Annotated in this window: 14 protein-coding genes and 1 riboswitch; of the genes, 12 read left to right on the top strand and 2 right to left on the bottom strand. The window is 66.0% G+C overall.

Annotated elements, in window-relative coordinates; genetic code table 11:
* The first annotated feature begins 9 nt into the window (after positions 1 to 9).
* The 7 genes from cysD to ASE39_RS24175 all read left to right on the top strand — a co-directional run bounded on the left by cysD (position 10) and on the right by ASE39_RS24175 (position 6834).
* Positions 10 to 972 carry a sulfate adenylyltransferase subunit CysD gene (cysD, locus tag ASE39_RS24205; RefSeq protein WP_010461263.1) on the top strand — a complete coding sequence of 321 codons (963 nt, stop codon included), beginning with the start codon at positions 10 to 12 and terminating at the stop codon, positions 970 to 972.
* Positions 972 to 2339 carry a GTP-binding protein gene (locus tag ASE39_RS24200; protein WP_010461261.1) on the top strand — a complete coding sequence of 456 codons (1368 nt, stop codon included), beginning with the start codon at positions 972 to 974 and terminating at the stop codon, positions 2337 to 2339. The genes cysD and ASE39_RS24200 overlap by 1 nt, the downstream gene beginning before the upstream one ends.
* Positions 2340 to 2453: 114 nt before the next feature.
* On the top strand, positions 2454 to 2783 hold the full coding sequence (gene fdxA / locus ASE39_RS24195; protein ID WP_056744243.1) for a ferredoxin FdxA: 330 nt from the start codon (positions 2454 to 2456) through the stop codon (positions 2781 to 2783).
* A gap of 124 nt (positions 2784 to 2907) precedes the next feature.
* Positions 2908 to 3963: an NAD(P)/FAD-dependent oxidoreductase gene (locus ASE39_RS24190; protein WP_057272853.1), complete on the top strand. Its 1056-nt coding sequence runs from the start codon at positions 2908 to 2910 to the stop codon at positions 3961 to 3963.
* A gap of 125 nt (positions 3964 to 4088) precedes the next feature.
* Complete coding sequence (locus ASE39_RS24185) at positions 4089 to 4448, top strand: nuclear transport factor 2 family protein (protein ID WP_010461256.1); 360 nt, start codon at positions 4089 to 4091, stop codon at positions 4446 to 4448.
* Positions 4449 to 4460: 12 nt separating this feature from the next.
* Positions 4461 to 5342: a helix-turn-helix domain-containing protein gene (locus tag ASE39_RS24180; RefSeq protein ID WP_057272788.1), complete on the top strand. Its 882-nt coding sequence runs from the start codon at positions 4461 to 4463 to the stop codon at positions 5340 to 5342.
* Between the two features lie 35 nt (positions 5343 to 5377).
* A riboswitch (TPP riboswitch) is annotated at positions 5378 to 5481 on the top strand.
* 72 nt (positions 5482 to 5553) lie between these two features.
* Positions 5554 to 6834: a cytosine permease gene (locus tag ASE39_RS24175; RefSeq protein ID WP_057272787.1), complete on the top strand. Its 1281-nt coding sequence runs from the start codon at positions 5554 to 5556 to the stop codon at positions 6832 to 6834.
* Positions 6835 to 6902: 68 nt separating this feature from the next.
* Here ASE39_RS24175 and thiD read toward each other — a convergent pair whose 3' ends face one another.
* Positions 6903 to 7766, bottom strand: a complete 864-nt coding sequence (gene thiD, locus ASE39_RS24170; RefSeq protein ID WP_057272786.1) for a bifunctional hydroxymethylpyrimidine kinase/phosphomethylpyrimidine kinase — start codon at positions 7764 to 7766, stop codon at positions 6903 to 6905.
* A 274-nt stretch (positions 7767 to 8040) separates the two neighbouring features.
* On the opposite strand from thiD, the gene ASE39_RS24165 reads away from it, so the two are divergent.
* From ASE39_RS24165 to thiE, 4 genes are all read left to right on the top strand, one after another.
* Complete coding sequence (locus tag ASE39_RS24165; protein WP_057272785.1) at positions 8041 to 9171, top strand: FAD-dependent oxidoreductase; 1131 nt, start codon at positions 8041 to 8043, stop codon at positions 9169 to 9171.
* Entirely contained in the window at positions 9168 to 9365 is a 198-nt protein-coding gene (gene thiS, locus ASE39_RS24160; protein ID WP_057272784.1) for a sulfur carrier protein ThiS, read from the top strand. The genes ASE39_RS24165 and thiS overlap by 4 nt, the downstream gene beginning before the upstream one ends.
* Before the next feature lie 83 nt (positions 9366 to 9448).
* A complete protein-coding gene (locus tag ASE39_RS24155; protein ID WP_057272783.1) occupies positions 9449 to 10261 on the top strand; it encodes a thiazole synthase in 813 nt (270 codons plus the stop codon).
* Complete coding sequence (thiE, locus tag ASE39_RS24150; RefSeq protein ID WP_057272852.1) at positions 10254 to 11156, top strand: thiamine phosphate synthase; 903 nt, start codon at positions 10254 to 10256, stop codon at positions 11154 to 11156. The genes ASE39_RS24155 and thiE overlap by 8 nt, the downstream gene beginning before the upstream one ends.
* 40 nt (positions 11157 to 11196) lie before the next feature.
* Here thiE and ASE39_RS24145 read toward each other — a convergent pair whose 3' ends face one another.
* Entirely contained in the window at positions 11197 to 13419 is a 2223-nt protein-coding gene (locus tag ASE39_RS24145; protein WP_242421553.1) for a hypothetical protein, read from the bottom strand.
* 71 nt (positions 13420 to 13490) lie between these two features.
* Here ASE39_RS24145 and ASE39_RS24140 point away from each other — a divergent pair, with 71 nt between their 5' ends.
* Complete coding sequence (locus ASE39_RS24140) at positions 13491 to 15014, top strand: 3-hydroxyacyl-CoA dehydrogenase (protein WP_057272782.1); 1524 nt, start codon at positions 13491 to 13493, stop codon at positions 15012 to 15014.
* Positions 15015 to 15018: the final 4 nt, after the last annotated feature.

Genomic DNA, 15018 nt, shown 5'->3' with positions numbered 1-15018 from the left:
GATCCGACCATGAACGCCCGCACCGATGCAGCACAGCTGCAGAACAACAACATGAGCTATCACCTCAACAACTCGCACCTGGATGCTCTGGAAGAAGAAACCATCTTCATCCTGCGCGAAGTGGCCGCCGCCTTTGAGCGCCCCGCCTTGCTGTTTTCGGGCGGCAAGGATTCGCTCGTCATGCTCAAATGCGCGGAAAAGGCCTTTGGCACCAAGGCCAGCGGCGGTGGCATTCCCTACCCGCTGCTCATGATCGACACGGGCCACAACTTCAAGGAAGTGACGGACTTCCGCGACTTCCGTGCGCAGGAACTGGGCGCCGAGCTCATCGTGCGCAGCGTTGAAGACTCGATGGCACGCGGCACGGTGCGCCTGGCCCACCCGGGCGAGAGCCGCAACGTGCACCAGTCGGTCACGCTGCTCGAAGCGATCGAGGAATTCCGCTTTGACGCCCTGATCGGCGGCGCGCGCCGCGACGAAGAGAAGGCCCGCGCCAAGGAGCGCATCTTCTCGCACCGTGACAGCTTTGGCCAATGGCAGCCCAAGGCCCAGCGGCCTGAACTGTGGACCCTGTTCAACACCCGCCTGCAGCCGAACGAACACTTCCGCGTGTTCCCGATCAGCAACTGGACCGAACTGGACGTGTGGCAGTACATCGACCGAGAACAGATCGGCCTGCCCAGCATTTACTACACGCACAAGCGCCAGGTGGTGGACCGCAAGGGCCTGCTGATGCCCGTGACCGAACTGACACCGCCGCGCGACGGCGACGTGGTGGAGACGCGCGACGTGCGCTTTCGCACCGTGGGCGACATCACCTGCACCGCGCCGGTGGAGAGCACGGCGGCCACCCCGGCCGAGATCGTGATCGAGACCCTGGCCGCCGACGTGAGCGAACGCGGGGCGACGCGCATGGACGACAAGACCAGCGATGCCTCGATGGAAAAGCGCAAGAAAGACGGGTACTTCTGATGACCACTATGAATTCGATAGCTTCCAGCGCAATCCAGACAAGCGCCAGCGGCCAAAATAACCATATTTCCGCCCTCAAGTTCATTACCTGTGGCTCGGTGGACGATGGCAAGAGCACATTGATCGGCCGCCTGCTGGTGGACAGCAAGGCCGTGCTGCAGGACCACCTTGCTGGCGTGCAGCGCCAGGGCGAAACCGACCTGGCCCTGCTGACCGACGGCCTCAGCGCAGAGCGCGAGCAAGGCATCACCATCGACGTGGCCTACCGCTACTTCGCCACCGAAGAGCGCAAGTTCATCATCGGCGACGCCCCCGGCCACGAGCAGTACACGCGCAACATGGTCACCGCCGCCAGCAGCGCCGATGCCGCCGTGGTGCTGGTCGATGCCACCAAGCTCGACTGGAAGAATGCCGACCTGGCCTTGTTGCCGCAGACCCGCCGCCACAGCCTGCTGGCCCATTTGCTGCGCGTGCACTCGCTGGTGTTTGCCGTGAACAAGCTCGACGCGGTGGAAGACCCCGTGCTGGCCTGGAAACACATCCAGGGCGCACTGCAGTCCTTCGCCCAGGCGGCTGGCATCACCGTGCGCGCCACGGTGCCGGTCTCCGCCCTCAAGGGCTGGAATGTGGTGGACGCCCACGCGGGCTGGTGCGGCTACGAAGGCCCCACGCTGCTGCAGGTGCTGGAGCAGTTGCCCAACACCCCGGCCGATACGGGCCTGCCCCTGGCCTTCCCCGTGCAGTGGGTCGAAAAGTCCTCGTCCTCGTCGTCGGACACATCCCAAGGCCGCCGCGTGTTCTGGGGTCGTGTGGCTTCGGGCAATGTAGCGCCTGGCACGCCCGTGCAGATCTTCCCCAGCGGCCAGCTGGCCACCGTGGCCCAGGTGCTGGACCATGCACGCCGCCCCACGGATGTGCCCGCAGGCACCAGCGCGGGATTCATCCTGGACCGCGAGGTGGATGTCTCGCGCGGCGACTGGATTCTGGCGGCGCCTGCTGTCGCCGCCCCCGCCGAAGACGACTTTGACACGCCGGCCAGCGTGCCCGCCTGGCCCGCCAGCCGCGAGCTGCGCACCACCATTGCCTGGATGGACGACGAACCCCTGGTCGCAGGCCGCGTGTACTGGGCGCTGCACGGCCACCGTTGGGTCAAGGCCAAGGTGAAAGCCGTGGTGCACAAGCTCAACATCAACACGCTGGCCGAAGAAGCCGCCACCCAGCTCGACCCCAATGCCATCGGCCATGTGGACCTGCTGCTGCAAGAGGCGATTCCCGCAGCGGCCTTCGGCAAAGCCCGCGTGCTCGGATCGCTGATCCTGGTGGACACCGCCAGCCACAAAACGGCCGGTGCCGTGCTGGTCAACTGATCTAGATCAGTGCCCCAAACCCCAGTCACCCCATCCGGGTGAGGGACCTTGTAACCAATGGTCGGTGAAAGCTTCTAAAATTGAGGGTTTTCACCGACCCACACAACTCCTGTCATGACCCACGTCGTCTCCGAAAACTGCATCAAGTGCAAGTACACCGATTGTGTGGACGTGTGCCCCGTGGACTGCTTCCGCGAAGGCCCGAACATGCTTGTCATCGACCCCGATGAATGCATCGACTGCGCCGTGTGCATCCCCGAGTGCCCGGCCAACGCCATTTTTGCCGAAGAAGACCTGCCGGCCGACCAGATCGCCTTCATCAAGCTCAACGCCGATCTGTCCTTTGCCGACGGCTGGAAGAGCATCACCAAGCGCAAGCCCGCGCTGCCAGACGCCGACGAGTGGAACGGCAAGCCGGGCAAGGTCAACGAACTAGTCAAGTGACCCCCCTGAGTCGCTTCGTGCCATCCCCCAAGGGGGACGCCACCAGTGGCCTGGCAAAGCCAGTTCCACGGTGGCACAGGTCTTTGGCAGCGCCAGTTTCGGGCGCTGCGCGCGTGGCTTGAGCATGATTCAAGAAACCGACGCCGTCGTCATCGGCGCGGGTCCCGTGGGCCTGTTCCAGGTCTTCCAGCTGGGCCTGCAAGGCATCACCGCCCACCTGATCGACGCCCTGCCCCATGCGGGCGGCCAGTGCGTCGAGCTGTACGGCGACAAACCCATCTACGACATCCCCGGCATCCCCGTGTGCACCGGGCGCGAGCTGGCTGGCCTGCTACTTGAGCAGATCGCGCCGTTCAAGACCCAGTGGCACCTGAACACGCTGGTGTCCGCACTCTCCGTGCACACCGATGGGCGCCTGCTGGTCGAAACCTCGCAAGGTGCGCAGCTGCTGGCCCGCAGCGTGTTCATTGCCGCCGGCGTGGGCGCCTTTGTGCCACGCACGCTCAAGGTGGACGGCGTCGAGCGCTTTGTGGGCACACAGGTCCACTACCAGAACCTGCCCTCCACGGCCAACGTGGCCGGGCACCATGTGGTGGTGCACGGCGGCGACGAGCCCGCGGTGGCCCGCGCCGTGGAACTGGCCGAACAAGGCCAGGCCGCCCGCGTCAGCCTGCTGCACCGCCGCGATGTGTTCCAGGCGCCCGACGCCCTGCTGCAGCGCCTGCAGCAACTGCGCGATGCGGGCCGCATCCACGTCGAGGCCGCGCAGATCACCGGTATCGAAACCGCTGGTGACCAACTGACCGCCTTGCAGGTGGTGGACGCCGATGGCAGCACCCGCGCCCTGGCGCTGGACCTGCTGGTAGCCGTGCTGGGCATCTCACCCCGCCTCGGGCCCATTGCGGACTGGGGTTTGGCCATGGACCGCAAACAGCTGGTGGTGGACACCGAAGCCTTCCGCACCAGCGTGCCCGCCATCTACGCCGTGGGCGACATCAACACCTACCCCGGCAAACGCAAGCTCATCTTGTGCGGCTTCCACGAGGCCACTCTGGCCGCCTTTGGCGCCGCCGAGGCCCTCAAGGGCGACAAGGTGGCGCTGCAGTACACCACCACCAGCCCACGGCTGCACCAGTTGCTGGGTGTGGCACCGGTATCGGCGCCGTCCGTCAGCGCGTAGTCCCGGCGGGCCAGGGTTCGTCACTTCGTGCCCAAACGACGCGCCCACAAATAAGCACAAAATGTCCAAAAGGCGCACAAGCGCCCGGCACGATGGCGTCTCCATTCACCCATCAGGAGCACACCATGAGCCAACAACCCCTTCAATCCATCTGGGACACCTACACCGCGTCGTGGAAGACCGACTCGGCCGCGGACCGCACAGCCCTTTTTACCCAGTCCCTCGACCCTGCCTGCACCTACAACGACCCGCTGGCCACCGCCCAGGGCTGGGACCAATTGACGGCCTACATGGACAACTTTCACAGCCAAGTGCCCGGTGGGCATTTTGTGACCCACTATTTCGCCAGCCACAACCAGCAGAGCATCGCCAAGTGGAACATGGTGGATGGCAGCGGGCAGGTGATCGGGGAAGGCGTGAGCTACGGCCGGTACAACGACCAGAATCGCTTGGTTGCGATGACCGGTTTCTTTGAAACCCCTTGAACGGACGCCACTGTGCTTTATCTCCGGCAAATCCAGGAGGGCATCGATTTCATCGAGGCCCATCTCGAATCCGATATCCAGCTTTCCGAGGTGGCACGGGCTGCAGGGATGAGCCAGTGGCACTTCCAGCGGATCTTCAAGGCGCTGACCAACGAAACCCTCAAGACCTATATCCGGTCGCGCCGGTTCTCGCGGGCGCTGGAGCAGTTGACCAACACGCGGCTGAGCGTGCTCGACATTGCGCTGGCGTCGGGGTACGAGACGCAGGAGAGCTTCACGCGCGCGTTCCGCGATTGCTTTCGGCTCACGCCGTCGCAGTACCGCAAGATGGGCAACCGCTCGCTGTTCGTGCGCAAGATCCGGTTTGACCAAAGCTACCTCGCGCACATTCACCACAACATTTCTCTGGAACCCGACATTCAGCAGCAGCCCGCCATGCAGCTGGTCGGGCTGCCCACGGACTACTACGGCATCGACTCCGAAAAGAACAACCTGGGCCAGAAACTGCCGCCCCTGTGGGCGAAGTTCCTGCCCCGGCTGGGCGAGATTGCGAACACCGTGCCCGGGGTCTGCTATGGCGCCGTGGCGCCAGCAGGACCCCACACGGAAGAGCTGCGCTACCTGGCCTGCATCGAAGTGCGCGGCCCCGGTGCGCTGCCACCGGGCATGGTGGCCCTGGAAATCCCCGGATCGACCTATGCACGCTTCACCCACCGGGGCCCTGCGCAGAATGTCGATGCGACGGTGAACTACATCTACTCCAGCTGGCTGCTGTCGGCCGGCCCGTCGCACACCCTGGGGCCGGATCTGGAAATCTACGGTGCCCAGTACCACCCAACGTCCGACGACTCCGTGATGCACTACGCGATCCCGATTGCCCAGGCCAAGCGCTGACCCTCCCCCTACAATAGGACCGCGCTCCTTTGGGGCGCCATCGCTAGGGGTGTCGAACCGGCCTGCCGGAACCGACTGAGAGAGTCCCTTTGAACCTGATTGAGATCATCCTCGCGCAGGGAAGCACGTCCGCCTCGGCACAGCCCAGAATGAATTGACTTTGGGGCGCGCTGGCGGGCCGCCCCTGCTCTGTACTGCTACGGAGCCATCCATGTCCTCATCCCCCGCCGCGCCCGCCGCCAACGAAGCGCTGGCCCCCGTATCCCCCGACCGCCGGGTCTTCCAGTGGCATGACCACGCCTCGCTCTGGTTCAGCCTGGGCGTGGGTTTGCTGGTCATGCAGGTGGGCGCGTACCTGATGCCTGCACTGGGCACACAAGAGGCGCTGATTGCCATCGTCTGCGGCTCCATCGTGGGCGCGGGCCTGCTGGGCTGGGTGGCCAAGATCGGTTGCGACAGCGGCCTGGCCAGTGCCGGGCTGATGCACGCGGTGTATGGCCGCACGTTTGCCAGCCTGCCGATCATCCTGAACATCGTGCAGCTGGTGGGCTGGGGCACGTTCGAGCTGGTGGTGATGCGCGACGCCACCGTGGCCATCGGCCAGCAGTCCGGCACCATGGCCGGCGCGCATTGGCCCGTGCTGGTTACGCTGCTGTGGGGCGGCGTGGTGATGCTGCTCATCAGCGGCTCGATGGTGCAGCTGGTGCGCAAGGTGATCGCACGCGTGGCGCTGCCGCTGGTGGTGCTGTCGCTTCTGTGGCTGTCGTGGCAGTTCCTGTCGCTGGCGCAGACCCAGGGTTTTGAAGCGCTGTGGACGCGCAAGGGCGAAGGCGGCATGGGCGTGCTGCCCGCGCTGGACCTGGTGATCGCCATGCCGATCTCGTGGCTGCCGCTGGTGGCCGACTATGCGCGCCACGGCAAGAGCGGTGGCGCCGCGCTGCGCGGCACCTGGCTGGGCTACGCGCTGGCCAATATGTGGTGCTACACGCTGGGTGTGCTGGTGGCGCTGACCCTGCCGAGCAAGGACCTGGTGCAGGCCCTGCTGCTGGCCCAGGGCGGGCTGATCGCACTGTCGCTGATCCTGATCGACGAGGTGGATAACGCCTATGGCGACACCTATTCGGGTGCGGTGTCGGCCCACAGCCTGCTGCCACGCTGGGGCGTGCGCAAGTGGGGCCTGGCCATGGCAGCCGTATGCACAGGCCTCGCACTGGTGCTGCCCATGCACAGCCTGGAGCCGTTTTTGTTGCTGCTCAGCTCGGTGTTTGTGCCGCTGTTTGGGGTGATCTTGGGCCGACTGGCGTTTGGCACCAACGCACCCGCGCTGCTGGCTGCGGCACGCCGGGTAAATGCGGCCCCGGTGGCGATCTGGTTGGTGGGGATTGCCGTCTACCACCTGGCTCCGCAGGTGGTACCGGGCGCGGGTTCAGCGCTGCCGGCGCTGGCGTTCAGCTTTTTGCTGGCCTGGGCCACACGGCCACGGGGCCATTGAATAGCTATCGAATTGTGAGCTACTAGCGCTTACCCGATAAGCGCTAGAGGCCAAAAACAATCAAATTTCTACAGCACCAACTGCGCCACAGGCGCATAGCCGTGGTTGAGCGGACCGTGGCCACGGCCGGTGGTCACATTGGCCCCTGCGGCGATGGCGCCCAGAATGTAGGCGCGTGCGCGCTCCACCGCCTGCTGCAAGGGCAGGCCCTGCGCCAGGTGGGCCGCAACGGCCGAAGACAAGGTGCAGCCGGTGCCGTGCCCGTTGGGCGTGGGAATGCGTGCAGACTCCAGCCGCTGCCGCGCGCCGTTGCGGGTGGCCAGAACGTCCACCACCCAGTCTCCGGGCAGGTGGCCGCCCTTGAGCAGCGCTGCGCGTGCACCCAGCGCGCACAGCGCCTGCGCGGCTTCATCCAGCGTTTCCACGCCCTTGATGCTGCGCCCCAGCAGCCAGCCGGCCTCATCGAGGTTGGGGGTGATCACCTCGGCCAGCGGAAACAGTTCCTGCACCAGCACGCTCACGGTTTCTGCGGCAATGAGCCGGTCGCCGCTGGTGGCCACCATCACGGGGTCGAGCACCACATGCGGCAGCTGGTAGGTGCGGATGGCATCGGCCACCACGCGCACCACTTCGGGCGAATGCAGCATGCCGATCTTGACCGCATCCACGCCAATGTCCTGCACCACGGCATCGATCTGGGCCCGGAGCATCTCGGGCGGAATGCCGTGGATGCCCGTCACGCCACAGGTGTTCTGCGCCGTGATGGCGGTGATGGCCGTCATGCCGTAGCAGCCCAGCGCGCTGAAGGTCTTGAGGTCGGCCTGAATGCCCGCCCCGCCGCCGCTGTCGGAACCGGCGATGGAGAGCACACGCACATAGCGGTGTGTGGAAGGCATAGACGGCGTGGAGGACGGCGGGGTCAAAGAAGTCATGGCAAAAATTATGGCCTATGCGCTAGCGCAAAAAGGGCTGCCTTTGGTTGTGCTGTAATTGATTTTTCCGGACGAAACAGGGGTGTCCCACCGCTTTTGGTGTGCGACTGAGAAATACCCTGGGGCCCGCACGCAGCGCTGCACGGCACTGCCTGCACCACACCGTGGCCCCGCTACCCGATCCAGGTCATGCTGGCGTGGGGAGTTTCCAAGAGCGGCACCGCCCCGTTTTGTCCATGGTTGCCAGCCAACACACGGACACACCGACGGACCTATGCCACTTCAACCCTCTTCTTTTGCCATTCTGGGCGCGGGCCTCATGGGCCGCCTGCTTGCGGTGGAGCTGGCCCGCCAGGGGCACCGGGTCGACATCTACGACGCAGGCAGTCCGGCCGCTGAACATTCGGCCGCGACCGTGGCCGCTGCCATGCTGGCGCCGCTGGCCGAATCGGCCATCACCGAGCCTGGTGTGGTGCGCATGGGCCACCATGCCCTCACCCGCTGGCCACAGCTGCTGGCGGCGCTGGCCGAGCCCGTGTTCTTCCAGCAGGCCGGCACGCTCATCGTGTGGCACCGGCAGGACGCGGCCGAGGCCCAGCGGCTGACTCGCCAGCTGGAGGCCAATCAGCAGACGGTGCCCGAGTTGCCAGCCCTGCAAAAGCTCGACGGCGCCGCGCTGGCCCAGGCGGAGCCCACGCTGGCGCAGCGCTTTGCGCAGGGCCTGTACCTGCCCGGCGAGGGCCAGCTCGACAACCGGCAGCTACTGGCGGCGCTGGTGGTGGAAATGCAGCGGCTGTCCGTGCGCATGCACTGGCACACCCCCCAGTCGCCCGACGCCTTTGCGCCCGGCGCCCCCGGCCAGCCCGACTGGGTGCTGGACTGCCGTGGCCTCGGCGCCAAGGCCCAATGGCCGGCTTTGCGCGGTGTGCGGGGCGAGGTGGTGCGAATCCACGCACCGGATGTCACGCTGCAACGCCCCACCCGGCTGGTGCACCCGCGCTACCCCATCTATATCGCCCCCAAGCCGGACCACCTGTTCGTGATCGGTGCGACCGAGATCGAATCGGACGACCTCTCGCCCGCAAGCGTGCGATCGACGCTGGAGCTGCTCTCCGCCGCCTACGCCGTGCACCCCGGCTTTGCAGAGGGCCGCATTCTGGAACTGGCCACGCAGTGCCGCCCCACGCTGCCCGACAACCTGCCCGCCATTCGCCAGCCACGCCGGGGCGTGCTGGAGATCAACGGCCTGTACCGCCACGGCTTCATGATCGCGCCCGCCCTGCTGGACGTGACGCTGGAAGTGCTGAACGCGGGACAATCGCAGCTTTCGCAACGTTTTGACCTCGCGCTGGAACTGGAGCCCGCCCCCCTGCCCCCACCCAGCGCGGCCGCCGCCTTCGCATGAACATCTCCATCAACCAGATCCCGCACGAACTGCCCGAGGGTGCCACCGTGGCCGATGCCGTGGCCGCCATCGCGGCCCGCCCCCCGTTTGCCGTGGCCGTGAACACCCACTTTGTGCCCAACACCCGCTACGCCGCGCAGGCCCTGCAGCCCGGTGACCGCGTGGAAATCATTTCGCCCGTGACGGGGGGATGACCCCTGGCTTGCAATTTTGAGAAAAATTGGCCCCTAGCGCTTTTCCATCAAGCGCGAGTAGCTATTAAAAAGATAGTAAAAATATGACCACTTCGACGCCCCAAGACCCTCTGGTGCTGTACGGCCAGCAGTTCGCGAGCCGCCTGCTGCTGGGCACCTCGCGCTACCCATCCCCTGCGGTGCTCGAAGCCGCCGTGTTGCGCGCGCAACCCGCCATGGTCACCGCGTCGTTGCGCCGCCAGGGCAGCAACCCGGCCGAAAGCGGCAGCAGCTTCTGGGAGCTTCTGCGCAAGCTCAACGTACCCGTGCTGCCCAACACCGCCGGCTGCCACAGCGCGCAAGAGGCCATTACCACGGCACAGATGGCGCGCGAGGTGTTCAACACCCCCTGGATCAAGCTGGAACTGATCGGCGACGACTACACGTTGCAGCCCGACACGCTGAACCTGGTGGGCGTGGCGGAACACCTCATCAAGGAAGGTTTTCAGGTGCTGCCGTACTGCACCGAAGACCTGGTGGTGTGCCAGCGCCTGGTGGATGTGGGCTGCCAGGCCGTGATGCCCTGGGCCGCGCCCATCGGCACAGGCCGTGGCCCCGTCAACCCCTATGCACTGCAAACGCTGCGCGAGCGCCTGAACGTGCCCATGCTGGTGGACGCCGGGCTGGGCCTGCCATCACACGCCTGCCAGGTGATGGAATGGGGTTACGACGGCGTGCTGCTGAACACCGCAGTCGCACTCGCGCAAGACCCGGTGGCCATGGCAGGCGCCTTCGCCGACGCCGTGAATGCCGGGCGTGCCGCGCGCAAGGCCGGTGCCATGGCTGCGCAGGAGGCCGCCCAGCCCAGCACGCCCGTGCTCGGCACCCCCTTTTGGCACCATGAACAACATGCGTGACGACACCAGCGCCATGGTGCAGGCCATTCTTGCGCACCACGCCGCCACCTTCGCGGGCTTTGGCGCAGAGCCTGCCCCGGAGCCCACGCGACAGGAACCCGCCTACCTGGCAGCCCTGCAGGCTTGCAGCACGCTGGGCTTCATTGCCCACGACGCGGAATGCCTCGCCCAGGCCTGGCTGACCCAGAGCCTGCGCACCGGCGCCTTCCAGCCAGAGCAATGGCCCGACACACCGGAGGATTTTGGCCTGCAACCCGTGCCACGTGCCCAGGCGTTCGCCCCTTGTCCTGACCAGTTGGGCCTGTACGCCGTGTTGCCCGACGCCGACTGGGTGGGCCGCATGGCACGTGCAGGTGTACCCACGGTGCAGCTTCGCTTCAAGTCGGCCAATCCCCATGCGATTGCGCAGCAGGTGCACGCGGCGGTCCAGGCCGTCAAGGGCACGAACGCCCTGCTGTTCATCAATGACCATTGGCGCATGGCCATCCAGGCAGGTGCCTATGGGATTCACCTCGGCCAGGAAGATCTGGATGCCCTGGCCCCCGATGAACTCCAAGCGCTGCGCGCTTCAGGCCTGCGCCTGGGTGTCAGCACCCATGGCTACGCGGAAATGGTGCGTGCAGATGCCGTAGGCCCCAGCTACATCGCCATGGGCGCCGTGTTCCCGACCACCCTCAAGAAAATGGCCACGGCCCCGCAGGGGGTGGGCCGGCTGGGCGTCTACGCGCGCCTTCTGCGCAGCTACCCCCAGGTGGCCATTGGCGGCATCGGCGCCGAGCAGTTTGCCCAGGTGCAGGCCACGGGCGTGGGATCGATTGCGGTGGTTCGCGCCATCGTCAATGCGACTGACCCCGAGGCCACCGTTGCGCAGCTGATGCGCCAGATGAAAACGTAAACAAACGGCCAGCCCTGAAAAGGTGCTACTCCCTGGCGCCCTATTTGCGGCCAGTCTTCTTCTGCTCCAGCTCCAGCCGCAGTTCGACCAGGTCGTTGTCCATGCCAAAACCCACGGCCTGACCCGGGGGCGGGGGGGCGGTCACCGGCACGACCGGCAAATCACTGAGCGTGAGATGGGGCGGCTCTGACAGGTCAAGGTCCAGATCCAGCGCCGCACCACGCGTGTCGCCATCCAGCACCGAGGGCGCTGCGACCACTGCGGCCTGGGGCGGACGTCCCGCAACGGGAGGCATTCCGTCAAAGTCGAACTCCAGGCTGGCCGCGCGCGAGTCCTGCGGCAATGCGTCTGTTTTGGCCAGCACGTTCTGAAGCGGTTCTTGCTGCACCTGCGTTTCGACCCGGGGCGCCGCCAGCGGTGTGGTGCGCTTGCGGGGTGCCGGTTCCCCTCTGGCACTCGCGGGCGTGGTTTGTGCAATGGAGAGCAACAACAGCAGGTCGTCGTAGGCCGCAAGGTCAAAGGGCTCGACCGAACCGGCACCGTCGTGCCGGAACAGCAGCTTTTCGAGCAGTTGCAGCACCGACGGAGAAGTCCATTCGGCCTCGATGTCGGCCAGCGCATCGGTGTAGTGGTAGAGCATGCGGCCCGTGCGGTGGAAACTGGCAAATTCTGGCACTTGCGCGTTGAACGATTGCATGAACTGCGTGCGCAGTTGCGTGAACTCCTCCACCCTGCTCAGCGTGTGGTAAAGCCGCAAAAGCTCCAGATAGGCCAGTGGCGAAGTCGCGCCGCGTTCAGCGATGTGCTTCTTCAGCACTTCGATGGCCTGCTGGTGTTCACCCACCGAGATGAAAAACTCGGCCTGTTGCTGGATGTCGAAAAGCTCTTCCGGGCTGACGATGTGCAGTGCAGGCCGGGGTGCAGCGGCAGGGGGTGCTGCCGGGGGCATGGCCTTCAGGGGGGCCGGCGCACTGGGCAACGGGGCCGTGGCCACAAACGGTGTCACCAGCGGGGCTGCGGCTGAATCAGCGGAGGGAGCCCGGACTTCAGCAAGCTCGTCAGACGGCATCCAGTCGTCACTGGGGTGTGGGGCCAGGCCCAGCGCAGCTCCATGTTCGGCCAGGGCGTCATGCCCTCCCAGCGCCGCCACGGAATCGCGCCATGCCCGCACCGCCTTTTCGGAGGCGCTGCGCATCCGCACCCAAGCCCACGCCACCAGCAACAGCGCCAGCAGCAGCAACCCGCCCAGCGCGTACACCACGGTGGCGGGGAATCGCTCGCTCTCGGCCTGCTCCAGCTGTTGCTGCAGTTGCGCGGCGGCGGCCCGGTCCCGGGCGGCCTGCGCCCGCAGGTTGGCGACATCGGCCTCCAAGGCCTTGAGCCGATCACTGTCCTGATTGGCATCCTCGGGCTGGGCGTTCAGTGCTTTCCAGAGCGCTGCAGCCTGGGCTCGCTGGGCCGAGGGCTGGTCTGCCGGCAGGACCAGCAGTTCGGGAGAGGTGCGCAGCGCCAGCGGGCGGTCCACCCAGACATCGAGCGGCTCGATCACAAGGCGGGCCCGGTCGGCAGGCTTGGGCACTGCTGGCGCCTTGTTCTTGGCAAGCGGCGCTGCAACGGCGGGGGTCTGGGAGCGTGTGGTGGCCGACTCTGCGGGCCGTGGGGGTGCAAGGCGCGCCGCAGGCTTGGCCGCCGGTGGGGCTGGCACAGAATCAGGCCGGTTTTCGGGCCGCGAGGGCGGCAATGCCGAAGGAGAAGGTGCGGCAGGAGATGCCGCAGCCACGCTGGGGCGCGGGCCAGTTGAACCCTGGGCCGGACGGGGTGTTTCAACACCCATTCCGGCCACAGAAGGAAGCCGCGAGACATCGACCGGTGATGCCGACCGAGCCACCGTGGACGGAAGCTCGGCAAAAAATGTGTAGGTGCGTGTGATCTTGCCCGTACATCCCGCCGACAAGGTGACCATCAATACCGGCTCGTCCACCGCAACGGCGGCCTGCACCCGCACCGCCGGTGAGCGTCCCCGCATGTCGGGCAAGGGAACCACCCGCACTTTCGCATCGCCAATCGCCGTGTCCCCTGCCACCAGCTTGGCGGTCACGCAGGCAGAGGCCAGATCGGTGCCCGGGTCTGGCTGGATATCGAACGACAGATCCACCGGCGCACCCAACACCACCGCGCCTCTGCTGCTGCCCAAAGACAATGCCGAGGCGCCCGCAGCGACCATCCACAGACCGGTCCCAAAAATGGCGTTACGGATTTTCACAATAAGTTCTGTTTTGGTGCGGTCCATTCTTGCACATAAGTCCCGCGCAACGCCAGAGCCATAATGGCGCTATGAAAATTCAGTTTCCCAACATCGCAATCGTGGGCACCGGCGCCATGGGTCGGGGCATTGCACAGATCGCCGCGCAGGCCGGCAGCCAGGTTTTTCTGCTCGATGCAACCCCAGGCGCCGCCCAGGCCGCCCAGGCGGCGCTGCAAGACCAATGGACCAAGCTGGTCGCCAAAGGGCGCATTGATGCGGATCAAGCCACGGCACTCGCTGCGCGGCTGCACCCGGTGCAGGCAGTGACCGATCTGGCCGCGTGTGACCTGGTGATCGAAGCCATCGTCGAACGGCTGGATGTGAAGCAGAAGCTGTTTGCCGAACTGGAATCCGTGGTGCGCAGCGATGCCGTGCTGGCCACCAACACCTCTTCCCTGTCCGTGACCTCGATTGGGGCGGCGCTCCAGCGCCCGCAGCGGCTGGCGGGTTTTCACTTCTTCAATCCGGTGCCTTTGATGAAGGTGGTGGAAGTCATTGCGGGCCTCAAGACCGAACCCGCGATTTGCACCGCCCTGGCGGCCTACGCCAAAGAGATGGGCCACACCCCCGTTCAGGCACAAGACACCCCCGGCTTCATCGTGAACCACGCGGGGCGCGGTTTCGGCACAGAGGCCCTGCGCATCGTAGGCGAAGGCGTGGCCGACTTCGCCACCATCGACCGCATCCTGCGCGACCAGGTCGGCTTCAAGCTCGGGCCTTTCGAGCTGATGGACCTCACTGCGCTGGATGTCTCCCACCCGGTGATGGAATCCATCTACCGCCAGTACTACGACGAGCCGCGTTTTCGCCCCAGCGTGATCACCGCGCAGCGCCTGGCGGGTGGCGTGGTGGGCAAGAAGGTGGGGGAAGGCTTTTACCGCTACGTGGACGGCGTGGCGCAAATACCCGCAGAGGCCCCGCCGCCCGTGGTGACCGAGATTCCCCCCGTGTGGGTTTCGCCCCGCGCGGCCCGTCGCGCCGAGCTGTACCAGCTGCTCAAGGAGCTGGGCGCCACCATCGAAACCGGCCAATCGCCCTCGCCCCAGGCCATCACGCTGGTCGCGCCGCTGGGCTTTGACGTGACCACCGTCGCCGTGGTCGAGCGCCTGGACCCCGCCCGCACCATCGGCATCGACATGCTGATCGACGATGCCGCCACCAAGCGCCGCGTACTGGCCACCAACCCGGCCACCCGCGTGGACATCCGCAATGCGGTGCATGCGCTGTTCGCCCGCGACGGCAAGGCCGTGAGCGTGATCCGCGACAGCGGTGGTTTTGTCACGCAGCGCGTGGTGGCCACCATCGTGAACATCGCCAGCGACATCTGCCAGCAAGGCATCTGCTCCCCCAAGGACCTGGAAACCGCCGTCACCCTGGGCCTGGGCTACCCCCTCGGTCCCCTGGCCATGGGCGACCGCTGGGGCCCCACCAACATTCTGGAAGTGCTGTTCAACATGCAAACGGTCTATGGCGACACCCGCTACCGTCCCAGCCCCTGGCTGCGCAGGCGGGGTGCGATCGGCCTGAGCCTGAGCCACGTAGAAGAAGACTGATCGC

Source organism: Acidovorax sp. Root267 (assembly GCF_001429215.1).
GTDB classification, from domain to species: domain Bacteria; phylum Pseudomonadota; class Gammaproteobacteria; order Burkholderiales; family Burkholderiaceae_C; genus Acidovorax; species Acidovorax radicis.
Note: the sequence above shows the minus strand (reverse complement) of the source record. Positions and strands in the feature narration are given on the sequence as shown.

Excerpts from the sequence above, each read along its gene's own strand:
- cysD (WP_010461263.1), top strand. The coding sequence starts at position 10 with ATGAACGCCCGCACCGATGCAGCACAGCTGCAGAACAACAACATGAGC.
- ASE39_RS24155 (WP_057272783.1), top strand. The coding sequence starts at position 9,449 with ATGACCACTTCGACGCCCCAAGACCCTCTGGTGCTGTACGGCCAGCAG.
- thiE (WP_057272852.1), top strand. The coding sequence starts at position 10,254 with ATGCGTGACGACACCAGCGCCATGGTGCAGGCCATTCTTGCGCACCAC.
- fdxA (WP_056744243.1), top strand. The coding sequence starts at position 2,454 with ATGACCCACGTCGTCTCCGAAAACTGCATCAAGTGCAAGTACACCGAT.
- ASE39_RS24140 (WP_057272782.1), top strand. The coding sequence starts at position 13,491 with ATGAAAATTCAGTTTCCCAACATCGCAATCGTGGGCACCGGCGCCATG.
- thiS (WP_057272784.1), top strand. The coding sequence starts at position 9,168 with ATGAACATCTCCATCAACCAGATCCCGCACGAACTGCCCGAGGGTGCC.
- ASE39_RS24200 (WP_010461261.1), top strand. The coding sequence starts at position 972 with ATGACCACTATGAATTCGATAGCTTCCAGCGCAATCCAGACAAGCGCC.
- ASE39_RS24175 (WP_057272787.1), top strand. The coding sequence starts at position 5,554 with ATGTCCTCATCCCCCGCCGCGCCCGCCGCCAACGAAGCGCTGGCCCCC.
- ASE39_RS24190 (WP_057272853.1), top strand. The coding sequence starts at position 2,908 with ATGATTCAAGAAACCGACGCCGTCGTCATCGGCGCGGGTCCCGTGGGC.
- ASE39_RS24165 (WP_057272785.1), top strand. The coding sequence starts at position 8,041 with ATGCCACTTCAACCCTCTTCTTTTGCCATTCTGGGCGCGGGCCTCATG.
- ASE39_RS24185 (WP_010461256.1), top strand. The coding sequence starts at position 4,089 with ATGAGCCAACAACCCCTTCAATCCATCTGGGACACCTACACCGCGTCG.
- thiD (WP_057272786.1), bottom strand. The coding sequence starts at position 7,766 with ATGACTTCTTTGACCCCGCCGTCCTCCACGCCGTCTATGCCTTCCACA.